Here is a 22053-nt window from a genome sequence, read left to right on the forward strand (position 1 = left end):
TTCGGAAAGCCCGTACAGCAGGCACACGAGGCTTCCCGAGAGCACCACGAGACCAAGGGCGTCGAGCCGCCCGACATCGCTCAACGCGCCGCCCGCCGGCAGTTTCCACACTGCAAGGGCAAACGCGAGGATCCCGACGGGGACGTTGACGAGGAAGATCCAGTGCCAGCTCGTGTACTCGACGAGGAGACCGCCGAGCACCGGACCGAGGACCGGCCCCAGCAACATGGGAACACCGATGATGCTCATGGCGCGCCCGAGCCGCTGCGGACCGGCGGCTCGGGCGATGATCGCCTGGCCACCTGGCAGCAGCATGCCGCCGCCGAGGCCCTGGAGCACGCGGAACGCGATCAGGCTCTCGATCGACCAGGCAGCGGCACAGAGTGCCGAGCCGGTCACGAACAGTGCGATTGAAACGAGCCACGTCGCCTTCGGCCCGAACCGGTCCATAACCCAACCAGTGAGCGGAATGACCAACGCAACCGCGAGCAGATAACCGGTGATAACCCATTGGGTTGTGGACAGCGGCGCGTCGAGTTCCGTGCTCAAGGAATCCAGGGCGACGTTCACGATCGTGGTGTCGAGCACCACCATGATCAGTCCCGACACCACGACGAGCCCGGTGATGATGACGCTGCGATCGAGCTTGTCCGATTGTTCGACGGGGGTTCCCATAACGGCTCCTAGGCGGTGAGTCCGACCATGGATCGCGAAGACGAGCGAAAGCGGCGGTGTCCTCGGGTCGCTCCGCGGGCTCCGCTCCGAAGCTACCGCGACGAGCCGGAGGGCACCGGGTCGCGAGAAGGGGGCTCGGCCGGCGGCGGCGCCGATTTCGCCCGCCGCGCCTTCACGGCGTACAGGCCCGCGACGGCCAGGACCGTACCTGCAAGCAGCACCGACGTGGCCGCGGTCCAGGACACCGCGGGCGCCTCGAGTTCGTCGATGAAGTTGCGCGTCGCAATAACCGGACTGGCGGTGTATTTGGCGTGATCCTCGCCGGCCTCGAGCTTCACCCGATTGATCGTGTCGCTGTAGGTGCCCGCCCAATCCGGGCTGACCACCAGGACGGTGCCGTGCTCATGGCTCGCGACCTCGGTCGCCAGATTGCGGAGCAGCGAGTCGTGCCTGCCGTTCTCCGGGATGACGACCACGCTCAGCTGGATTCCGTCATCGCGAGCCTCGGCGACCAGCGTCGCGATCTCCGACTCGACATCGTCGGGCGCGTACACGTGGTCACTGGCCAGCCCGGCGACAATCGCGTCGACGTCGACGTCCGGCGGGAGGTCGGCGGCAACGGGCAAGAACGTGTGAGCGAACGACATTCATCATCCGGTCTGGTAGGCGACGTGGGTTCGAATGCACAGTACGCGAACCCACGTCTGCCGAGCCATGGACAGGCCGGAGCAAGGACACTTCGCCCGCCCGCCCGATGTCGTTCACAGGACAAGCGTACTGTTAGGATGATTGGGTCGCCGTCGCCGGAGCGCCCGCCCGGATCAGACGACCGATCTCCCGCCGAGCCAGCCCGTTCGGCGGCCGTCCCAAGACGATGGAGCTGTGACGTGACCGCAAGTATCGATACGTTCGGCGCCAAGGGCACCCTCGAAGTCGGAAGCGAGTCGTACGAGATCTTCCGTCTCTCCGCGGTGCCCGGTACCGAAAAACTCCCTTACGCACTGAAGGTCCTTGCAGAGAACCTGCTTCGGACCGAAGACGGCGCGAACATCACCGCCGACCACATCCGCTCGATCTCGAGCTGGGATCCGTCGGCCGACCCGAGCATCGAGATCCAGTTCACCCCGGCCCGCGTGATCATGCAGGACTTCACCGGCGTCCCCTGCATCGTCGACCTCGCCACCATGCGTGAGGCCGTCACCGCCCTCGGCGGCGACCCGAGCAAGGTCAACCCGCTCTCCCCCGCCGACATGGTCATCGACCACTCGGTCATCCTCGACGTCTTCGGCCGGGCCGACGCCCTCGAGCGCAACGTCGACCTCGAGTACCAGCGCAACGGGGAGCGTTACCAGTTCCTGCGCTGGGGCCAGGGCGCGTTCGACGACTTCAAGGTCGTCCCCCCGGGCATGGGCATCGTGCACCAGGTCAACATCGAGTACCTGGCGCCCACCGTCATGATCCGTAACGGTCAGGCGTACCCCGACACCTGCGTCGGCACCGACTCGCACACCACGATGGTCAACGGCCTAGGTGTGCTGGGCTGGGGCGTCGGCGGCATCGAGGCCGAGGCCGCGATGCTCGGCCAGCCGGTCTCCATGCTGATCCCGCGCGTCGTCGGCTTCAAGCTGACCGGCGAGATCAAGCCCGGCGTGACCGCCACCGACGTGGTGCTCACCGTCACCGACATGCTGCGCAAGCACGGCGTCGTCGGCAAGTTCGTCGAGTTCTACGGCAAGGGCGTCGCCGAGGTGCCGCTGGCCAACCGCGCCACCCTGGGCAACATGAGCCCCGAGTTCGGCTCCACCGCCGCGATCTTCCCGATCGACGAGGAGACCGTGAACTACCTGCGCCTGACCGGCCGCAGCGAGGAGCAGCTCGCGCTCGTCGAGGCGTACGCCAAGGAACAGGGCATGTGGCACGACGCCGACGCCGAGCCCAACTACTCCGAGTACCTCGAGCTGGACCTCGGCTCCGTGGTGCCGTCCATCGCCGGCCCGAAGCGCCCGCAGGACCGCATCCTGCTCTCGGACTCGAAGAGCGCGTTCCGTCGCGATATCCACACCTACGTGGAGGATCACGCCGCGGCCGACCACAGCCAGCTGGACGAGGCCGTCGAGGAGTCCTTCCCCGCGTCCGATCCCGCCGCGCTCTCCTTCGCTGACGACGGTGCGGGCGCCGTGGCGTCCGCCGCGAACGGCGCCGAGGGCCGCCCCTCCAAGCCGGTGCGCGTCACGACGCCTGAGCAGGGGGAGTTCGTGCTCGACCACGGCGCCGTCGTCGTCGCGGGCATCACCTCCTGCACCAACACCTCGAACCCCTCGGTGATGCTTGGTGCCGCCCTGCTCGCCCGCAACGCGGTCGAGAAGGGCCTGTCCACCAAGCCGTGGGTCAAGACCAACATGGCGCCGGGCTCGCAGGTCGTCAACGACTACTACGAGAAGGCCGGCCTCTGGCCGTACCTCGAGAAGCTCGGCTACTACCTCGGTGGCTACGGCTGCACCACCTGCATCGGCAACACCGGTCCGCTGCCCGAGAACATCTCCAAGGCGATCAACGACAACGACCTGTCGGTCACCGCGGTGCTCTCGGGCAACCGCAACTTCGAGGGCCGCATCTCCCCCGACGTCAAGATGAACTACCTGGCCTCGCCGCCGCTGGTCATCGCCTACGGTCTCGCCGGCACCATGGACTTCGACTTCGAGACCGACGCCCTCGGCCAGGACACGGACGGCAACGACGTCTTCCTCAAGGACATCTGGCCGTCGACGAAGGAGATCGAGGAGACCATCGCCTCCTCGATCAACCAGGAGATGTTCGTCAACTCCTACGCGAATGTCTTCAAGGGCGACGAGCGCTGGCAGAACCTGTCAACCCCGGAGGGCGACACCTTCGCATGGGACGAGAACTCGACCTACGTCCGCAAGGCGCCGTACTTCGAGGGCATGACGATGGAGACCACCCCGGTCACCGACATCACGGGCGCCCGCGTCCTGGCGTTGCTGGGCGACTCGGTCACCACCGACCACATCAGCCCGGCCGGCCCGATCAAGCCCGGCACCCCGGCCGCGCAGTACCTGGACGCCAACGGTGTCGAGCGCAAGGACTACAACTCCCTCGGCTCGCGTCGCGGTAACCACGAGGTAATGATCCGCGGCACGTTCGCGAACATCCGCCTCCGCAACCAGCTCCTCGACGACGTCTCGGGCGGCTACACCCGCGACTTCACCCTCGAGGGCGGCCCGCAGTCGTTCATCTACGACGCGTCGCAGAACTACCAGGCCGCCGGCATCCCGCTGGTCGTCCTGGGCGGCAAGGAGTACGGCTCCGGTTCCTCGCGTGACTGGGCCGCCAAGGGCACCAGCCTGCTCGGCGTCAAGGCCGTCATCACCGAGTCGTTCGAGCGCATCCACCGCTCCAACCTCATCGGCATGGGCGTTGTGCCGCTGCAGTTCCCGGCAGGCGAGTCCGCCGGCTCGCTGGGCCTGGATGGCACCGAGACCTTCGACATCACGGGCATCACCAAGCTCAACGAGGGCGTCACCCCGAAGACCATGAAGGTCACGGCCACCAAGACGGACGGCTCCAAGGTCGAGTTCGACGCCGTCGTCCGCATCGACACCCCCGGTGAGGCGGACTACTACCGCAACGGCGGCATCCTGCAGTACGTCCTGCGGAACATGATCGCCAACTGACGTCACCGGCGGGGTTCGCACCCTGCCGCCGACGTCGGAACCCGGGTCCCCGGCAGCGAATTTCGCTGCCGGGCCCCGGGTCCAGCCCAGCGGGACCGTTTCGCCGGTTCCCTTCGATCGCTTTCGGAGGCATCGTGCCCGCCTGCCGACGAAGGAGGCGATGTGCCTAAGGTCAGCGAGGATCACCTCGCGGCGCGGCGCAGTCAGATCCTCGACGGCGCCCGGCGCTGTTTCGCCGAGTTCGGATTCGAGGGTGCGACCGTGCGCCGACTCGAGGAAGCCACCGGACTGTCTCGCGGCGCGATCTTCCATCACTACCGCGACAAGGACGCGCTGTTCCTTGCGCTCGCCCGCGAGGACGCCGGCCGGATGGCGGACATCGCAACCAACGAGGGCCTCGTGCAGGTCATGCGCGACATGCTCACCCATCCGGATCAGTTCGACTGGCTCACCACTCGACTGGAAATCGCCCGGCGGGTACGCACCGACGACGAGTTCCGCAAAGACTGGGCGGACCGGTCGGCCCAACTGACCGACGCCACGCTGGCGCGACTCGAGAAGCAGAAGGCCGCGGGCCGGTTGCGCGAAGACGTGCCCACGGACGTGGTTTTGAGCTTCCTCGACCTCGTCCTCGACGGTCTCATCGCCCGAATTGCGTCCGGGCAAACCGACGACAATCTGCCCGCCGTACTCGACCTGGTCGAGGAGTCGGTGCGCCGCAGCATCTGAGCCATCTCTTATAGTTCGGCTGGTTTGAACAGCTTGGACACAGGGAGAGCTATGGCAGCGACGATGATGTCGGTCTGCACACCGGGACGGACACCGGCGCGATGACACTGTCCGAAATCGCCACCGACTTTACGGAAAATTGGCTGCTCTACTGTTCCATCCCCCTCGTCGCCGCGCTCATCGGTTGGATAACCAAGATCGCCGCCGTGCAGATGCTGCTCCGCCCGCTCGAATTCGTCGGCATTCCGCCGTATCTGGGTTGGCAAGGCGTGGTGCCCCGCGCGACGCCCCGGATGGCGCGGATCGCCGTCGATTTGATGTTCGGCCGACTGATCAATCCGCAGGAGATCATCGACCGGATCGATATCGCCAATCTGACCGAACGGCTGAGTGAACCGCTCAACAACGCGATTCACCAGATGGTCCATCAGGTGATGGAGAAGCAGCAACCGGGTCTGTGGTCCGCCCTCCCGACCGCTGCCCAGAACGCGCTCATTCGCCGGGTACAGGGCGAAGTCCCCGGCGTGATCACTGAAATCGTGGCGGACCTGAGGGAGAACCTCGATCTGGTCGTCGATCTACGCGCGATGGCCATCGATGCGCTCGTCAACGACAAATCGCTGATGGTCAAGCTGGTCGACAGGGTCGGCAAGAACGAGCTGCGCTTCATCATCCGATCGGGATTGTTGTTCGGGTTCCTGCTCGGTCTCGTCCAGGCGGTCGTGTGGGCGTTCACGCACTCGGAATGGCTGATGCCGATCTTCGGTGGTCTCACCGGCCTGTCCACCGACTGGCTCGCGCTGCAGATGATCTTCCGGCCCATCAATCGGAAGCGGTACTTCGGAGTCATTCCCTGGCAGGGGCTGTTCCACAAGCGTCGAGTCCAGGTCACTGCCGACTACGGCGAGCTCGTCGCTACCGAGATCCTGACGCCGGCGAACATCCTCGAAGCGGTCCTCGAAGGCCCGCGATCCGACCGGCTGATGAGCCTGCTTACCCGGCATATGACCGATTTCGTCGACGCGCAGACGGGTGTCGCTCGACCAGTGATCACGTTGGTCGCGGGCACCAGCTACGAGGCGCTGAAGAAGGAAGCCGTCGACCAGACGATCGCCTACATCAGGAAGGGGCCGGAAAACCTGGAAGGTTTCGCGATCGATACGTTCGACCTTCGCAGCATCGTCATCGAGAAAGTCGACCAGCTCACCGATGAGGAGTACGAGGGCCTGCTTCGGCCCGCGTTCAAGCAGGACGAGTGGAAGCTCGTCGCGATGGGCGCCGTGCTCGGCTTCCTCGTCGGCGAACTACAGGTGCACCTTCTCCTGGGCTGACCCTCAACGAATCGCGCCCAGCCGCGTGCGAGCCGCTTGGAAACAAGCGGCGGGCTGCTGATTCGATTAGGCCTTGCGCCGATTCGCTCCGCCCCGGCCGCGCAAGGCGACGTCCGCCTCGACCAGCACGTTGTGGATGAATCCGTAGGACCTGCCAGTCGCTTCGGCGAGCGAGCGGATGCTCGCCCCGGCCTCGTATTGCCGCTTCAACTGGCCCTGCAATTTGTCGCGGGACTTTCCGGTTACCCGCGTTCCCTTTGGAATCCCCGAACCGTTGCCCATGGCAACCTCCCGTTTAGGTGAGCCGGGCTGCATTCAGGCTAGCGACCTGCGTGGGTGGGGATCAGCGAAATCGCAGATCGGGGCCGCCGTTGGGCCAGCCCGGTCAGGCGAGGGTGATGAGGTCCAGGTAGTCCTGCGACCAGTGATCTTCGGTTCCGTCGGGCAGCAGAATCACCCGCTCCGGCGCGAGCGCCTCGGCGGCGCCCGGGTCGTGCGTCACCAGCACGACAGCGCCCGCGTAGCTGCGCAGCGCGTCGAGCACCTGCTCACGCGAGATCGGGTCGAGGTTGTTGGTCGGCTCGTCGAGCAGCAACACATTCGCCGCCGAGGACACGAGACCGGCCAGTGCGAGACGCGTCTTCTCACCACCGGACAGCGTGCCGGCGGGCTGGTCGAGTTGCGGCCCGGTGAACATGAACGCACCGAGCAGACCGCGCAGGTCCTGCTCCCCCGCGTCCGGCGCGGCGTGGCGGATGTTCTCCCAGACCGTGGCGTTGTCGTCGAGGGTGTCGTGCTCCTGTGCGAAGTAGCCGATCTTCAGGCCGTGACCTGGCTGGAGTTCGCCGAGGTCCGGCTTCTCTACACCGGCCAGCAGGCGCAGCAGCGTGGTCTTACCGGCGCCGTTGAGGCCGAGGATGACGACGCGGCTGCCCTTGTCGATCGCGAGGTCGACGCCGGTGAAGATCTCCAGCGAGCCGTAGACCTTGGTGAGTTCCCTAGCCATCAACGGGGTCTTGCCGCACGGGGCGGGGTTCGGGAACCGGATCTTCGCGACCTTGTCCGCGACCCGGACGTCGTCGAGGTCGTTGATCAGCTTCTCGGCACGCTTCGCCATGTTCTGCGCGGCGGTGGCCTTGGTGGCCTTTGCGCCGAGCTTCGCGGCCTGGGCCTTCAGCGCGCTCGCCTTCTTCTCGGCGTTGGCGCGTTCGCGGCGGCGGCGCTGCTCGTCGGTGGCACGCGCATCCATGTACTTGTGCCAGCCCATGTTGTACATATCGGCCTCGCCACGCACGGCGTCGAGGAACCACACCTTGTTGACAACGTCGGCAAGCAGATCGACGTCGTGGCTGATCACGATCAGGCCGCCGTCGTGGTTCTGCAGAAACCCGCGCAGCCAGGTGATGGAGTCGGCGTCCAGGTGGTTGGTGGGCTCATCGAGCAGCAGCGTGGTGTTCGACTTGCCGCCGGAACCGTCGGAGGCGGCGAACAGAATCCGCGCCAGCTCGACACGGCGGCGCTGACCGCCCGAGAGGGTGCGAAGCTGCTGTTCCAGTACGCGGTCGGGCAGGCCAAGGCTGTGGCAGATGCGCGCGGCTTCGGACTCGGCGACGTATCCGCCGAGCGCGGAGAACCGGTCCTCGAGGTTGCCGAACTTGCGGACGGCCTTATCGCGTTCCGCATCGTCGACTGCCTCGGCCATGATGGCCTGCAACTTCTCCATCCGGCGCATGATCTCGTCGAGCCCGCGCGCCGACAGGACGCGGTCCTTCGCGAGAACGCTGAGGTCGCCTTCCTTGGGGTCCTGCGGCAGGTAGCCGAGATCGCCGCTGCGGATGACCTCACCCGCGTACGGCTCGCCCTCGCCGGCGAGGATGCGCAGCGTGGTGGTCTTGCCGGCGCCATTGCGGCCGACCAGCCCGATTCGGTCGCCGGCCTGTACCCGCAGGGCGGAGCCGGGAGCGGAGAGCAACGTGCGCACGCCCGCCCGGACCTCCAGGTCGGTTGCGGTAATCACACGCGTCTCCTCGCCATCGAATCTCAGGATGTCCCGGCCACCACGGCGTACCTGGGCACGGAATCAAGTGTGCGCAGTTCGGCGCACACGAACCACCTATTTTACCGTGCTTCGGCACCAGTCAGATCACTCCGGAACGTGACTCCGCTAACGTTCATACTCATGAGTAACGAAGCGGGTCTGCAGGGCAAGGGAGCACTTGTCACCGGCGCGAGCCGCGGCATCGGCCATGCCATCGCCGCCGAACTGCTCTCCCGAGGCGCGAGTGTGCTGATCACCGCGCGCAAGCCCGATGCGCTCGACGAAGCGGCCGCTGCGCTGTCCGCGCTTGGCCATCCCGGCAAGATCGTGGCGCTCCCCGGCAACTCCGGTGATGCGGACGCCCGCGCCCGCGCGGTCGATACCGCTGTGGCCGAATTCGGTTCGCTCGACATCCTGATCAACAACACCGGCATCAACCCGGTCTTCGGTTCGCTCATGGACGCCGACCTCGACGCCGTGCGGAAGATCTTCGACGTGAATGTCGTTGCCGCACTTGGTTATGTGCAGCAGGCATACCGCGCCTGGATGAGCGAGCACGGCGGCGCGGTGGTGAACGTGGCCAGCGTCGCCGGTATCCGTTCGACGGGTGTCATCGCCGCCTACGGCGCCTCGAAGGCCGCGCTGATCCGGCTCACCGAAGAACTCGCCTGGCAACTCGGGCCGAACATCCGGGTGAACGCCGTGGCCCCCGGCGTAGTGAAGACACGCTTCGCCGAGGCGCTCTACGCCAACGGTGACGAGGCCGCTTCGGCCGGCTACCCGATGAAGCGACTCGGTACGCCCGAGGATGTCGCCCGGCTGATCGGTTTCCTCTCGTCCGACGAGGCGGCGTGGATCACCGGTGAAACCGTCCGCGTCGACGGCGGGCTGCTCGCGACCGGCGGTATGTAGGCCCGTCGTGCGCGCCGATGTCGCGATCGTCGGGCTCGGGCCCGCCGGACGGGCGCTTGCGCACCGCTGCAGCAGGCGGGGATTGCATGTCGTCGCGATCGATCCGCTTCCGGATCGCCGCTGGCAGGCAACATATGCAGCCTGGGCCGACGAACTTCCGGCGTGGCTTCCGGCGGGCGTGATCGCCGCCGCGGTGACGCCGCGTGCCTGGACCACCACCGAGCATCTGATCGACCGGCAGTACTGCGTGCTCGACACCGCCGCGCTGGCCGATGCGCTAACGCTCACCGGTGCCGCTGTGGTGGCCGACCGAGCGGTGGAGTTGACGGCGGATCATGTGGTCCTCGACAGTGGCGAGACGATCTCGGCCGCGACGGTGATCGATGCGCGTGGGACAGGCGCGCCGACGTCGGCCGCTCAGCAGACCGCCTACGGCATTGTCGTCGACGCCGCAGTCGCAGCGCCCGCTCTCGGCGGCGCCGATGCACTGTTCATGGATTGGCGCCCGGATAACGGCGTCACGCACGACCGGCCGCCGTCGTTCCTCTACGCCGTGCCGCTTGGGTCCGGGCGGGTGCTGCTCGAGGAGACCTGTCTGGTCGGGCGACCCGCACTCCGGTTGACGGAGTTGCGCACGCGACTGACCGCTCGGTTGGCCGCTCGCGGCGTCGACCTCACTGGCGACGAACCGATCGAGCGGGTCCGGTTCGCCGTCGAGGCACCGACTGTGCCGCGCGGCGCAGTCGGATTCGGTTCTCGGGGCGGGCTGATGCATCCCTGTACCGGGTACAGCGTTGCCGAATCGTTGAATTCCGCCGATACCGCGGCGGCGGCCATCGCCGGCGGTGGCGACGTCGGCCGCGCGCTGTGGCCAATCCGGGCACGCACGGTCGCAAACATGCGGGCGGCGGGTCTGCGCACGCTGCTCGCTGCCCCACCCGAGCAGGTCGTGCCGTTCTTCGCGGCATTCTTCGATCTGCCGGAACGGCTGCAGCGGGCATATTTGTCTGGGCGTCAGGACGCCTCGGGGACGTCGGCGGCGATGCTCGCGATGCTGTTGCGTGCGCCGGCGCCGGTGCGCGCGACCATGGTGCGCTCATCGATTGGTCGCCAGAATGCCCGAATTCGATCATGATGAAGACATGAGGTCGATCTGGAAGGGATCCATTGCCTTCGGGCTGGTCAATGTTCCGGTGAAGGTTTACACCGCCACCGAGGACCACGACATCCGCTTCCACCAGGTGCACGCCAAAGACGGTGGGCGGATCAAATACGACCGCGTCTGCACGGTGTGCAACGAGTCGGTGCAGTTCGCTGACATCGACAAGGCCTACGACTCGCCGGAGGGCGATCGGGTCATCCTGACCGACGAGGACTTCTCGAAGCTCCCCGCCGCCGAGAAGCACGAGATCCCGGTGCTGCAGTTCGTTCCTTCGGAGCAGATCGATCCGATCCTGATGGACCGCAGCTACTACTTGGAGCCGGATTCGACGACGCCGAAGGCGTACGTGCTGCTGGCGAAGACGCTCGAAAAGATCGACCAGACCGCGCTGGTGCATTTCACGCTGCGGCAGAAGACGCGGCTGGCGGCGCTGCGGGTCCGTGACGGCGTCCTCGTGCTGCAGACCTTGTTGTGGCCGGACGAGGTGCGCGCGGCCGAGTTCGAAGCGCTCGAGGGTGTCTCCGCGCCGCGGCCTCAGGAAATCAAGATGGCTGAGACGCTGGTGGACAGCATGTCCGGCCATTTCGACCCTTCCGAGTACACCGACGAGTACCAGATCGAGCTGCGAAAGATGCTCGAAGACACCATCGCCAACGGCGGCAAGAAGGTCGTACACGCCGAGGAGCCGACCGAGGAGAGCGAGGACGCCGAGGTCGTCGATCTCGTCGCGGCGCTGCGGCGCAGCGTGCAGGCCGCCGGCGAAAAGGTCGGCGCAGAGCCCAAGAAGGCGCCGGCAAAGAAGGCGCCCGCCAAGAAGGCCGCCGCGAAATCGACTGCCAAGAAGACGACGGCCAAGAAAACCGCGGCCAAGAAGTCCACGTCCAGTCAGGAACGCAAGGGCGCGTAAGGCTTTCGGCGCTCAGCCGATCTGTTCGCGGCCCTCGGCGAAGAACTCCGTGATCGCGGTGTCGCTCGGCAATTGGTCGATGGTGCGCGCGGCACCGAACGGCACATTCCAGAACTCTCCGGTGCGCGCCTCGAACGGCACCACGTACGCGTAAGGCTGGTCGACGAAGCCGTCGCCCATCGAGACCCCGTAGTTGACCTCGCCCACCACGATGCCGAGATCGAAATGTTCCGGCCACAGCACCGGAGTCTGATCCGGCGCGAACGCGCGCAGCGCGGCATCGCCGAGCCGGTACCAGGCGAGCAGTCGAACGGCGGTCTCGGTGTCTACAACGAGCGACTCGTCGGGCACGACGCCGGAATGGTCGGCGTACAGGTCTTCCGGCTGCCCGGCGTCGATTCCCGCGAGTCCACCGAGTTCCGCACAGGTGCGTCCATCGACCGGAGCGCGACCGCCTTCCCAGACGAGTTCAGCGCCCTCGATGCCGACCGGAAGTGCGACACCGGCGAATCCGGCCGCAGTCGGCTTCAGCCGGATCGTGCCGTGTGCCCGGTACTGCGGGCCGGAGATCAGCATTTCGGCGATCGCGTGCAGTGATCGGCGGGTCGGCGCCGGGTTGTCGATCGTGCCGGACGTCTCGGGCATCTGGCCTCCTTCGCGCGTGCGTCTTTCGCCGCGATGCGGTACCGCCTCACGGTAATCGAGGCGAGAATGGCGGCCGTACGACCGAACCTATTTCGGCACGGAAGGCGCTCACTATGACCGAAGGCGACAAGAAGCCCTGGGAGCGGCCCGCCGCTTGGCGCGACGGCTGGAACGAGGGACCCGACTCGAAATTCGCAGGCCGCGATCAGGCGTCCGAGGAGCCCGAGTATCGAACGCTGACCTACGAGGTCACCGGCCGGGTCGCGCGGATCACCTTCAACCGGCCCGAACAGGGCAACGCGATAACCGCCGACACCCCGGTCGAGTTGGCGGAAACGGTGGAACGCGCCGACCTCGATCCCCGCGTACACGTGATCCTCCTGTCGGGGCGCGGCAAGGGTTTCTGCGGCGGATACGACCTGGGCATCTTCGCCGAGAACCTGGATGAATCGGACCACACCGATACCCGGCGCGGCACGGTGCTCGACCCGATGGTGCAGGCGCTCAACCACAATCCGTTCGCCAACTGGGACCCGATGATCGACTACGCGATGATGAGCCGGTTCAACCGCGGATTCTCGGCGCTGCTGCACGCGAACAAGCCGACAGTGGCGAAACTGCACGGCTTCTGTATCGCCGGTGGCACCGATATTGCGCTTTTCTGCGATCAGATCATCGCCGCGGCGGACACCAAGATCGGCTATCCCCCGACCCGCGTGTGGGGTGTGCCCGCAGCAGGCATGTGGGCGCACCGACTCGGTGACCAGCGCGCGAAGCGCATGCTGCTCACCGGCGACAGCATCACCGGCGCAAAAGCCGAGGAGTGGGGGCTCGTGATCGAGGCACCGCCTGCCGACGAACTCGATGCACGCACAGAGGAACTCGTGGAACGCATCGCGCGGATGCCGATCAACCAGCTGATGATGGTCAAACTCGCCCTCAACACCGTGCTGCTCAACCAGGGCGTCGCGAACTCGTCCATGGTGAGCACCGTCTTCGACGGCGTCTCCCGGCACACCCGCGAGGGCTACAACTTCCAGATGCGTTCGGCGACAGCGGGTTTCCGCGAAGCAGTGCGCGAGCGCGACGAAATTTTCGGCGATTGGAAGCAGGCACGGCCCGGGCCCAAGGCACCCTAGCCGAACGCTCTCCATCGGCCCACGCATTCCGTCCGTGCGACACCTGCGTTCGGCGTAACGTCTCATCGCAGGAGACGGCGACGGCTCCTGCGGCCATCGTCGGACCCCTCGTATCGGCCGAGGCAAATGCCTCTGATTCGACGGAGTGACCATGGCTGATCTCACCGGCGAGGATCGACGCGACCTGTTGCGCACAATGATCCTGATCCGAACCTTCGAAGAAGCAATCCTGCGGGAGTACCACGCCGACAAGAAACCGGCGTTCGATATCGGCGCGGGCGCGGTGCCCGGCGAAATGCACTTGTCGGCGGGCCAAGAGCCGGTGGCGGCAGGCGTGTGCGCGAACCTGACCACCGACGACGCTGTCACCGCCACCCACCGCCCGCATCATGTCGCGATCGCACACGGCATGGACCTGCGCGCACTGGCCGCGGAGATCTTCGGCCGCGAAACCGGGCTGGGCCGAGGTCGGGGCGGACATATGCACCTGTTCGACCCGGTGACGCATTTCTCCTGCTCCGGCATCATCGCCGAGGGCCTGCCTCCGGCGCTTGGCCAGGCGTTCGCGTTCAAGCAGCGCGGTACGACGAACATCGCCGTCGCGGTCACCGGCGAAGGGGCCGCGAACCAGGGCGCGTTTCACGAGTCGCTGAATCTCGCCGCACTGTGGCAGCTGCCCGTGGTGTTCGTCGTCGAGGACAACGACTGGGCGATCTCCGTGCCGCGCGACGCCTCGACCTCGCTGAAGTCCAACGCGGATCGGGCGTCGGCTTACGGCATGCCCGGCACTCGCGTGGAGGGTAACGACGTGGAGGCCGTGCACGAGGCCGCGGCCGAGGCGGTAGCGCTGGCTCGGTCAGGCGGCGGACCGAGCCTTCTCGAGATACACACGCTACGGCTGTGGGGGCATTTCGAGGGCGATGCGCAGGGCTACCGCAGCGACGCGGGAACGGCGTCGGAACAGGACCCGATCCCGCGCTATCGGGCGCAGCTGATCGACACGGGCGTCATCGCCGAGGAGGACATCGCCGTGATGTCGGCATCCGCGTCCGAGCGAGTAGAGGATGCGGTGTCATTCGCGAAATCCTCGCCGAGTCCCGACCCGGCCGAGGCGACCCGCTACGTCTTCGTGGAAGGGGCCTGAGCCATGACGTCAGCGACAACCCCGGCGGCCGCGCACGACCTGCCGCAGGAACCCGAACCGGGTACGCGCCGCCTGACCACCGCAAAGGCATTGGTGGAAGGCATTTCTCAGCAGATGTCGGCAGACGACTCGGTGTTCGTGATGGGTGAGGACGTCGGCGCCTACGGCGGTATCTTCTCCTCGACCACCGGCCTGCTCGACGAGTTCGGCCCGAATCGCGTATTGGACACTCCGATCTCGGAGACGGCATTCATCGGCATGGGCATCGGAGCAGCCGTCGAGGGCATGCGCCCGATCGTCGAGTTGATGTTCGTCGACTTCTTCGGCGTTTGCATGGATCAGATCTACAACCACATGGCCAAGATCCACTTCGAGTCCGGCGGGCATGTGCGCGTGCCGATGGTGCTGATGAGCGCGGTGGGCGGCGGCTATTCCGACGGTGCCCAGCACTCGCAATGCCTGTGGGGCACCTTCGCACACCTGCCCGGCATGAAGGTGGTGGTCCCGTCCACGCCGTATGACGCGAAGGGCCTGATGACAGCGGCGATCCGGTGCGACGACCCGGTCATCTACCTGTTCCACAAGGGCGTCATGGGTCTGCCGTGGATGAAGAAGAACCGCCGGTCCATCGCGGCGGTCCCGGAGGAACCCTACGAGGTGCCGATCGGCACGGCGAACGTCTGTCGCGAGGGCACCGACGTGACCGTGGTGACGTTGTCGCTCGGCGTCCATCACAGCCTCGACGTGGCGGAGAAGCTCGTGGACGACGGAATCGACGTCGAGGTAGTCGACCTGCGCAGCGTGGTCCCGCTGGACCGCGAGACGGTCTCGGCGTCGGTCGGCAAGACGGGCCGCCTCGTGGTGGTGGACGAGGACTACCAGTCGTTCGGGCTGTCCGGTGAGGTGATCGCTTCGGTGGTCGAGCGCGACCCGGGGGCGCTGCGGGCCGTCGAGCGCGTCTGCGTGCCCGACGTGCCGATCCCGTATGCCCGCGATCTCGAGTACGCGGTGCTGCCGACCCCGGCGCGCATCGAGGACGCGGTGCGCAGCGTGATGCGCAGATGACCGAGGTGACGTTTCCCCGGATGTCCGAGGAGGCGGACGCGATCGGCGTGCTCTCGACGTGGTTCGTCGAATCCGGCGAGACGGTGAAAGCCGATCAGCTCATCGCCGAGGTGGCGATGGACAAGGTGGATGCGGAGGTGCTGGCCCCGGTAGCCGGCACCATCACGCTCGCCACCGACGAGGGCGCGGAGGTGGAGCAGGGCGCGGTCATCGCCCGCATCGAGTAGTAACCACCGGGGGCGAACCGGTCAGCGCTTCCGCAACTCGCGCCACTGCCGCACGACCTCCTCGACGTCGACGGTGTGTGCGATGACCTTGACCTGCGGCCCGAACTTCGGGGCCATGATGTCGAGCTTCACCCGCCGGTTGTAGTCGTCGAGGACCTGCCGAACGGTTCGTTCGTCGCGGATCCCGGCAAGCGATTCCGGGAAACCGCCGCCCTCCTTACGCAATTGCAGGGTGGGCGGCAGCGCGGAGATCGGGTCCAGACCGTCGTGTTCGAGCTTCTTCTTGATCCACCAGTTCGGATCGTCGTTCTCGGGCAGGTTCAGCGGCTTGCCCTTGCCGGGCAGGTTGTCGAACTCACCACGTTCGGTCGCCTCACGGATGAGGCGCTCGACGTGCGATTCGTACGCGGGCACACCTCGAGGGTAATAGCGTCACGCCGCTCATCGCGGCGTTGCGTTGCCCGGCTCCCCGAGCAGGCGAACCGCCCGGATCGCGACATAGAACTCGGCGGCATCGATCGGCTTCTCCACCGTCCGACCGGTGAGCTGGCGGATCTTGCGGAGCCGGTAGAGCACGGTGTTGCGGTGATAGTGCAGTCGGTCGGCCGTCGCGGCGGTGGACCCGTCGCACTCGAACCACGCCTCGAGTGTGGCCAGCATTTCTTCACGCTCACCGTCGGGCAGGTCGAGCAGCGGACCGAGAACTCGCGTCGCCACCTCGCGGGCCGCGTCCGGTAGCCGAACGAGCAACGGCGCGAGCGAAAGTCGGTCGTAGCGAACGACAGCCGGCGCTCCGGCCGGCGTGCAGCGGCTCGCGAGGCGGGCCTCATCCACGGCCGCGGCGATCTCGGTGGGCAAGCCGAATACCCGACTCACCCCCACTCGCAGGGCGAAGACAGCGTCCACCTCGCTCAGCGCGGCTTCAACATCAGCGGCGCTGCGGGCGCAGATCAGGCCCAGGTAGTTGTCCGGCCGCGGATCCCAAACCGAGGCGATGCCTTTGTCGGCCAATCGGGTCGCGGCGTCGCCCGCGCTCGTCGGCCGCAACTCCGCGGCCTCGGCGCACACCACGACGAAGTTCGCCCGTTCCGGCATTCCGAGCGCCCGCATCGCATCGACGATCGCCGTCGGGTTGTCCACGTGGCCGTCGAACACCGTCCGCACCAGGAGCGCCCGGGCCTCGGCATCGGCGTGCGCGAGCAGTACCTCGGCCTCTCGGTAACCTTCGACGGCTGCGTCGGAGTACGCGTCGATCGCCGCCCACAAGATGGCCGGCATCTGCACCAGGTCCGATGGCGCGACCCCGGCCGACCGCTCCAGAATCTGCTCCCAGATCAATTGGGCGCCCAGTCGGTATGCGTGCAACAACGCGGTCAGCGGGATACCTTGCTCGGCCTTCAGCCGGCCGGTCGATCGCGCGGTGTCGGGCCGTAGCGGACCGTTGCCGGCGAGCACGCCCAGTACCGCTAAGAGGTTGTCGGTGCAGGCGGCACGAAGTTGGTCCAGCGTCAGCAGTTGCGAGTCGAGGTAGGTCTGCTCGGCTTCCCGGACCCGATCCACGAGACGGTCGGAGAGTTCGGGCAGCGCATCGAGCAACTCGGCGGCGACGGTGGCCGAGGCCCCCGCGGCGCCACCTAGTGAAGTGGTCACCGCACAACGATAGCCAGACAAGCGCGGCCTAGACCACCACGACGTTGTGCAGCGGCACAAGGTCATGCCAAAAATGGCATCACCGCCGCCTATGGTGGCCGGCACGTCGCGCGCGACACAATTTCACTATTCCCGGCACCACGCCGACCTCCAGCGCACTACGGGAGCTGAATTACGCCGATGAGCGATGCCAACCACGAGAACATCGACTACCGAGCGGCGATCGACACCGCCCTCGACGACCTAGCCACAGGTGAGAAGGCCTGGTCCGAGCTATCCCTCGCGGCGAGGGCAGACCTGCTCGATCGCGTGCGCGCCGCCACCGGTAGGCACGGAGAGGACTGGGTGCGCGCGGCTTCGTCGATCAAGCGACTCGGCCCCCACTCGCAACTCGCCGGCGAGGAGTGGATGTCGGGTCCGTATGCCTTCGCAGCGGGTCTCGGTGCGGTCGCACAATCGCTGCGCGATCTCGCCACTGGGCGCAGCCCGCTGCACGGCGCACGCTTCAGTACGGCCGGCGGCGGCCGCACATCGGTCCGCGTGCTGCCCAATTCGGTCTACGACTCGCTGCTGCTGAGCGGCTTCAGCGCCGAGGTGTGGCTGCGGCCGGGCATCGATGCAGACGAGGCGCGCGCCAACGCCGGTCTCGCGCAGCATGATCCGAGCGTGACAGGCGGCATCGGCGTTGTCCTCGGTGCCGGTAATATCACCTCGATCGCACCGCTGGATGTGATCTACGAGCTGCTCGCCCACAACCGCGTGGTAGCGCTGAAGCTCAATCCGATCACCGATCCGCTGCTGCCGGTCCTCGAAGCGGTACTGGCGCCGCTCATCTCGATCGGCGCGATTCGAATCCTCACCGGCGGGGCCGAGGTCGGCGAATACCTCGTGCACCACGACGCGGTCGCACACGTGCACATGACCGGTAGCGCGGTCACACACGACGCCATCGTGTGGGGCACCGGCGACGAGGCCCGGCAGCGCAAGGCCGACCGCGATCCGCGCCTGACCAAGCCGATCACCAGCGAGCTCGGCGGCGTATCCCCCACGATCGTCGTGCCCGGCAAGTGGAGCGCCGCCGACCTGCGTTTCCAGGCCGAACACATTGCCACCCAGCGCCTGCACAACGGCGGTTACAACTGCGTCGCCTCGCAGGCGGTGATCGTGTCGGCGGACTGGGATCAGAAACGGGAATTCCTCGCCGCCCTGCGCAACGCACTCGACGCCGCGCCCGCTCGGGTCGGCTACTACCCGGGCAGCGACCAGCGGGTTGCCGCGGCGAGCGCGGCCTACCCCGATGCCGAACGCCGGGGCGATATCGGCGAGCGCCTGCTGGTCACCGGCCTTTCCCCGGACGCGGACGAGCCGCTGCTCGGAACCGAGTACTTCGCACCCGTGCTCGGCGTACTCGAGCTGCCCGGTTCCGGCACCGAATTTCTCACCGCAGCAACCAATGCCGCCAACGATCAGTTCGTCGGCACCCTCGGGGTGAACGTCATCGCACATCCGCGCAGCATCGGCGAACTCGGCGACTCGTTCGAGTCGATGATCACGGACCTGCGGTACGGCACCATCGCCGTCAACGCGTGGACCGGGGTCGGCTTTCTCGCCGCGGCCGCCACATGGGGCGCCTTTCCCGGACACACCGTCGACGATGTGCAATCCGGAATTGGCGTGGTGCACAATGCTTTCCTGATAGCCGACACCGAGCGCACCGTGGTACGCGGACCGTTCCGGCCCGCACCCAGGTCGGTGCTGCACGGCGAACTGTCGCTGTCACCGAAGCCACCATGGTTCGTCACGAACACGACCGCTGCCACGACAGGGCGCCGACTCACGGCGTTCGCCGCCGATCCATCGCCCAAGCACCTGCCCGCCATCTTCGCTTCCGCCCTGCGCGGCTGAAGCCATCCGCATCGAGAGGCCGACATGTCTGATCGCATAGTCGATTACGTAGTAGTCGGAACCGGATCCGCCGGTGCCGTCGTCGCGAATCGCCTCAGCGCCGACCCCCGCAACGAGGTCGTCGTCCTCGAAGCCGGCGCCAAGGACTCCGACAAGTTCATCCACATCCCGGCCGCATTCGCGAAGCTCTACCGCACCAACTACGACTGGGACTACCTCACCGAGCCGCAGCCCGAACTTGCCGGTCGCCAGATCTACTGGCCGCGCGGCAAGATGCTCGGCGGTTCGTCGTCGATCAACGCGATGATGTGGGTCCGCGGTTTTGCCGCCGACTACGACGAATGGGCCGAACTCGCCAGCGAGGGTTGGTCGTTCGCGAATCTCGTCGAGTACTTCCGCCGGATCGAGAGCGTGCAAGGCGCCACCGAGGCCGACGAGGGCACCGGCGGTCCGATGCACGTCTCGGCGCAGCGCTCGCCCCGTGCCATCACTCGCGCATTCCTCGATGCCGTTGCGGAGTGCGGGTACCCGATCGAGCGGCCGAATCTGCCGGAGCCGAAGGGGTTCACGCAGACCGTCGTCAGTCAGCACCGGGGCGCGCGGTGGAGCACCGCCGACGGTTACCTCCGGCCGGCGCTCAAGCGGAAGAACCTGGAACTCGTCACCGAGGCGACCGCGACCAAGGTGATCTTCGAGGGCACCCGCGCGGTGGGGATCGAGTACCGGACCGCGACAGGCCTCCAAACCGTCCGCGCGCGGAAGGAGATCGTGCTGTGCGGCGGCGCAGTAAACACCCCGCAGTTGCTGATGCTGTCCGGTATCGGCGACCGCGACAAGCTCGCCACCCACGGGATTGCCACCGTGGCACACAATCCCGAGGTCGGCCTGAACATGCTCGACCACCTCGTCGCCCCGATGGGCTGGGACGTCGAGTCGGACTCCCTCACGGGAGCCGAGCGTCCCGCACAGCTGGCCAATTACCTGCTGCGTCGCCGCGGCATGCTCACCTCGAACGTCGGCGAGGCGTACGGATTCATCCGCAGCCGTGCCGAATTGAGCCTGCCCGACCTCGAACTGGTCTTCGCGCCCGCACCCTTCTACAACGAGGGACTCGGCGATCCGCACCCGCACCACGCGGTCGTGATGGGACCCATCCTGCTCAAGCCGCAGAGCGCGGGCGAGATCACGTTGCGCTCCGCCGATCCGCAGGCGAAGCCGCTCATCGATCCGCGCTACCTCTCCGATCCGGATGGGATCGACCGCGCCGCGATGATGCAGGGGCTGCGGGTATGTGCCGAAATCGCCCAGGCCCCATCGTTGCGTGGACTGCTGGGTGGGCTGTCGCAGCCGGCGACTGGCGCACGCGTGCCCGACGAGGACACCCTCGCCGAGTCGCTGAATCGGCATTCGCACACGCTCTACCACCCGGTGCGCACGTGCCGGATGGGCAGTGACGCGAACAGCGTCGTCTCGCCGACACTCGCCGTGCGAGGTGTCGATGGGTTGCGTGTGGCCGACGCATCGATCATGCCGACGATCGTCCGCGGCCACACGAACGCGCCAACCATCCTGATCGGAGAGAAGGCCGCTGACCTGATCCTCTCCGCAAACTGAGGCGGATCCGCTAGAAGGTGAGAACCGCCTTCGCGACCTCGCCGGACTTCGTGGCCGCCAGCGCCGCATCGAGTTCGTCGAACGCGAAGGTGGTGATCAGCTTCTCGAACGGGAAGCGTCCGTCCTGCCAGAGCGCGATCAGTTCGGGGATGAACTCCTGCGGATCGACGTCGCCCTCGATGACGCCAGTAACGCTGCGCCCCATCAGGATTGCGGACTGATCGAGGGTCACCGGGTTCCGCTGGCCGCGCAGACCGAGCGTCGCGCAGCTGCCGGGCGAGCGCAGCACGCTCACCGCGGTGTTGAGCACCTCCTCGGAACTGACGGTGTCGACGCTGTGGTCGGCGCCGCCGCCGGTCAGTTTGCGCAACTGCTTCGCGAGGTCGGCGTCGGTGGCATCCACCACGGCGGTGGCGCCCACACTCAGCGCGAGATCACGCCGGGCACCGACCGGGTCCACGGCGATGATCGTCTCGCAACCGGCGACGACCGCGGCCATGACCGCACCGAGACCGACCGCGCCCGCACCGAATACGACGATCGAGGATCCCGTTCGGGGCCGCAGTACCTTCAGCACCGCGCCGGCGCCGGTCATGATGCCGCAGCCGAGCGGACCGAGCCGATCGATCGGCAGATCACCCGAGACGCGGACCGCGTCGCTCGCATCGACAACGGCGTGGGTTGCCATCGACGACTGCCCGAACCAGTTGCCGTGCAACGGATCACCGTCGAGCTGCAGCGTTGTGCTGCCGTCCGAGCGACGCCCCGAGTAGTTGCGCAACGCGAAGTTCGCGCAGTAGGCGGGATGACCGGCGTCGCAGTTGCGGCACGAGCGGCACGACGAATAACTCAGCACCACATGATCGCCGGGCGCGAGGTTCTCGACGGCCGATCCGACGGCCTCGATGATTCCGGCACCTTCGTGGCCGAGTACGGCCGGGACCGGAACCGGCACCGCGCCGATCGCGGCGGTCAGGTCGGTGTGGCAGATGCCGACGCCGGCAATCCGCACGAGGATTTCCGAGTCCCGCAGCTCACCGACTTCGATGTCCCGGATGTCGAATGGCTGCCCGTAACCGGACAGCACCGCTGCACGCGCCTGCTTCGCCACCGCACTCCTCGATGATGGAAAGTGATGAAAGGTCTCTCACCTATGCTCGGGCGAGTCTATGCGGTGGTCAGCGCGATGCCCTCAAACGGGTGCAAACCTTCTATCCC

General features: G+C 66.8%; 20 protein-coding genes. 12 read left to right on the top strand and 8 right to left on the bottom strand.

The genetic code is table 11. From position 1 onward, the window contains the following. Together A8G08_RS05485 and A8G08_RS05490 are read right to left on the bottom strand one after the other, a co-directional pair. Positions 1–675 (bottom strand): MFS transporter (locus A8G08_RS05485; protein WP_157108416.1); only part of this gene is annotated, 675 nt, incomplete at its 3' end. Between the two features lie 92 nt (positions 676–767). Beyond that, positions 768–1322: an Rv1476 family membrane protein gene (locus A8G08_RS05490; protein WP_068271235.1), complete on the bottom strand. Its 555-nt coding sequence runs from the start codon at positions 1320–1322 to the stop codon at positions 768–770. 240 nt (positions 1323–1562) lie between these two features. Between A8G08_RS05490 and A8G08_RS05495 the strand changes: the two genes are divergently transcribed. The 3 genes from A8G08_RS05495 to A8G08_RS05505 all read left to right on the top strand — a co-directional run bounded on the left by A8G08_RS05495 (position 1563) and on the right by A8G08_RS05505 (position 6427). Then, the gene (locus tag A8G08_RS05495) at positions 1563–4367 is read left to right on the top strand and encodes an aconitate hydratase (protein WP_068271238.1); all 2805 of its coding nucleotides are present in this window, start codon (positions 1563–1565) and stop codon (positions 4365–4367) included. A 162-nt stretch (positions 4368–4529) separates the two neighbouring features. After that, a complete protein-coding gene (locus tag A8G08_RS05500; RefSeq protein ID WP_068271241.1) occupies positions 4530–5096 on the top strand; it encodes a TetR/AcrR family transcriptional regulator in 567 nt (188 codons plus the stop codon). A gap of 101 nt (positions 5097–5197) precedes the next feature. Next, a complete protein-coding gene (locus A8G08_RS05505) occupies positions 5198–6427 on the top strand; it encodes a DUF445 domain-containing protein (RefSeq protein WP_068271244.1) in 1230 nt (409 codons plus the stop codon). Positions 6428–6493: 66 nt separating this feature from the next. Here A8G08_RS05505 and A8G08_RS05510 read toward each other — a convergent pair whose 3' ends face one another. Both A8G08_RS05510 and A8G08_RS05515 read right to left on the bottom strand, forming a co-directional pair. Continuing rightward, the gene (locus A8G08_RS05510; RefSeq protein ID WP_068271246.1) at positions 6494–6709 is read right to left on the bottom strand and encodes a helix-turn-helix domain-containing protein; all 216 of its coding nucleotides are present in this window, start codon (positions 6707–6709) and stop codon (positions 6494–6496) included. A gap of 103 nt (positions 6710–6812) precedes the next feature. After that, the gene (locus tag A8G08_RS05515; protein WP_068271248.1) at positions 6813–8444 is read right to left on the bottom strand and encodes an ABC-F family ATP-binding cassette domain-containing protein; all 1632 of its coding nucleotides are present in this window, start codon (positions 8442–8444) and stop codon (positions 6813–6815) included. A 162-nt stretch (positions 8445–8606) separates the two neighbouring features. On the opposite strand from A8G08_RS05515, the gene A8G08_RS05520 reads away from it, so the two are divergent. From A8G08_RS05520 to ku, 3 genes are read left to right on the top strand one after another with little or no spacing between them, the layout of a single operon-like run. Continuing rightward, positions 8607–9377 carry an SDR family oxidoreductase gene (locus tag A8G08_RS05520; RefSeq protein WP_068271250.1) on the top strand — a complete coding sequence of 257 codons (771 nt, stop codon included), beginning with the start codon at positions 8607–8609 and terminating at the stop codon, positions 9375–9377. A 7-nt stretch (positions 9378–9384) separates the two neighbouring features. After that, positions 9385–10512, top strand: a complete 1128-nt coding sequence (locus A8G08_RS05525) for a lycopene cyclase family protein (RefSeq protein WP_068271253.1) — start codon at positions 9385–9387, stop codon at positions 10510–10512. A gap of 7 nt (positions 10513–10519) precedes the next feature. Then, on the top strand, positions 10520–11446 hold the full coding sequence (gene ku / locus A8G08_RS05530; RefSeq protein ID WP_068271279.1) for a non-homologous end joining protein Ku: 927 nt from the start codon (positions 10520–10522) through the stop codon (positions 11444–11446). Between the two features lie 12 nt (positions 11447–11458). Here the strand turns inward: ku and A8G08_RS05535 are convergent, their stop codons facing one another. Next, complete coding sequence (locus A8G08_RS05535) at positions 11459–12091, bottom strand: hypothetical protein (protein WP_068271255.1); 633 nt, start codon at positions 12089–12091, stop codon at positions 11459–11461. A 113-nt stretch (positions 12092–12204) separates the two neighbouring features. Between A8G08_RS05535 and A8G08_RS05540 the strand changes: the two genes are divergently transcribed. The 4 genes from A8G08_RS05540 to A8G08_RS05555 all read left to right on the top strand — a co-directional run bounded on the left by A8G08_RS05540 (position 12205) and on the right by A8G08_RS05555 (position 15666). After that, on the top strand, positions 12205–13230 hold the full coding sequence (locus A8G08_RS05540) for a crotonase/enoyl-CoA hydratase family protein (RefSeq protein WP_068271258.1): 1026 nt from the start codon (positions 12205–12207) through the stop codon (positions 13228–13230). A gap of 151 nt (positions 13231–13381) precedes the next feature. Then, the gene (locus A8G08_RS05545) at positions 13382–14374 is read left to right on the top strand and encodes a thiamine pyrophosphate-dependent dehydrogenase E1 component subunit alpha (protein WP_068271281.1); all 993 of its coding nucleotides are present in this window, start codon (positions 13382–13384) and stop codon (positions 14372–14374) included. Between the two features lie 3 nt (positions 14375–14377). Continuing rightward, positions 14378–15439: an alpha-ketoacid dehydrogenase subunit beta gene (locus tag A8G08_RS05550; RefSeq protein WP_084435969.1), complete on the top strand. Its 1062-nt coding sequence runs from the start codon at positions 14378–14380 to the stop codon at positions 15437–15439. Further along, entirely contained in the window at positions 15436–15666 is a 231-nt protein-coding gene (locus A8G08_RS05555; RefSeq protein WP_068271260.1) for a biotin/lipoyl-containing protein, read from the top strand. The genes A8G08_RS05550 and A8G08_RS05555 overlap by 4 nt, the downstream gene beginning before the upstream one ends. Positions 15667–15687: 21 nt before the next feature. On the opposite strand, the gene A8G08_RS05560 is transcribed toward A8G08_RS05555, so the two are convergent. Continuing rightward, entirely contained in the window at positions 15688–16080 is a 393-nt protein-coding gene (locus tag A8G08_RS05560; protein ID WP_068271263.1) for a DnaJ family domain-containing protein, read from the bottom strand. A gap of 27 nt (positions 16081–16107) precedes the next feature. Further along, on the bottom strand, positions 16108–17316 hold the full coding sequence (locus A8G08_RS05565; protein WP_068271264.1) for a PucR family transcriptional regulator: 1209 nt from the start codon (positions 17314–17316) through the stop codon (positions 16108–16110). 180 nt (positions 17317–17496) lie between these two features. On the opposite strand from A8G08_RS05565, the gene A8G08_RS05570 reads away from it, so the two are divergent. Beyond that, positions 17497–19221 carry an aldehyde dehydrogenase family protein gene (locus A8G08_RS05570; protein ID WP_068271265.1) on the top strand — a complete coding sequence of 575 codons (1725 nt, stop codon included), beginning with the start codon at positions 17497–17499 and terminating at the stop codon, positions 19219–19221. Between the two features lie 24 nt (positions 19222–19245). Beyond that, positions 19246–20835, top strand: coding sequence for a GMC family oxidoreductase (locus tag A8G08_RS05575; RefSeq protein ID WP_068271273.1), 1590 nt, complete (start codon positions 19246–19248; stop codon positions 20833–20835). Between the two features lie 10 nt (positions 20836–20845). Here A8G08_RS05575 and A8G08_RS05580 read toward each other — a convergent pair whose 3' ends face one another. After that, positions 20846–21946, bottom strand: a complete 1101-nt coding sequence (locus tag A8G08_RS05580; protein ID WP_068271276.1) for an NAD(P)-dependent alcohol dehydrogenase — start codon at positions 21944–21946, stop codon at positions 20846–20848. Positions 21947–22053 lie beyond the last annotated feature (107 nt).

The sequence above is a fragment of the Aldersonia kunmingensis genome (assembly GCF_001646865.1).
Lineage (GTDB): Bacteria > Actinomycetota > Actinomycetes > Mycobacteriales > Mycobacteriaceae > Aldersonia > Aldersonia kunmingensis.

Bases quoted from the DNA above. Each gene is read 5' to 3' on its own strand.
- A8G08_RS05520 (WP_068271250.1), top strand. From the start codon at position 8,607: ATGAGTAACGAAGCGGGTCTGCAGGGCAAGGGAGCACTTGTCACCGGC.
- A8G08_RS05550 (WP_084435969.1), top strand. From the start codon at position 14,378: ATGACGTCAGCGACAACCCCGGCGGCCGCGCACGACCTGCCGCAGGAA.
- A8G08_RS05555 (WP_068271260.1), top strand. From the start codon at position 15,436: ATGACCGAGGTGACGTTTCCCCGGATGTCCGAGGAGGCGGACGCGATC.
- A8G08_RS05575 (WP_068271273.1), top strand. From the start codon at position 19,246: ATGTCTGATCGCATAGTCGATTACGTAGTAGTCGGAACCGGATCCGCC.
- A8G08_RS05570 (WP_068271265.1), top strand. From the start codon at position 17,497: ATGAGCGATGCCAACCACGAGAACATCGACTACCGAGCGGCGATCGAC.
- A8G08_RS05490 (WP_068271235.1), bottom strand. From the start codon at position 1,322: ATGTCGTTCGCTCACACGTTCTTGCCCGTTGCCGCCGACCTCCCGCCG.
- A8G08_RS05540 (WP_068271258.1), top strand. From the start codon at position 12,205: ATGACCGAAGGCGACAAGAAGCCCTGGGAGCGGCCCGCCGCTTGGCGC.
- ku (WP_068271279.1), top strand. From the start codon at position 10,520: ATGAGGTCGATCTGGAAGGGATCCATTGCCTTCGGGCTGGTCAATGTT.
- A8G08_RS05535 (WP_068271255.1), bottom strand. From the start codon at position 12,091: ATGCCCGAGACGTCCGGCACGATCGACAACCCGGCGCCGACCCGCCGA.
- A8G08_RS05505 (WP_068271244.1), top strand. From the start codon at position 5,198: ATGACACTGTCCGAAATCGCCACCGACTTTACGGAAAATTGGCTGCTC.
- A8G08_RS05510 (WP_068271246.1), bottom strand. From the start codon at position 6,709: ATGGGCAACGGTTCGGGGATTCCAAAGGGAACGCGGGTAACCGGAAAG.
- A8G08_RS05545 (WP_068271281.1), top strand. From the start codon at position 13,382: ATGGCTGATCTCACCGGCGAGGATCGACGCGACCTGTTGCGCACAATG.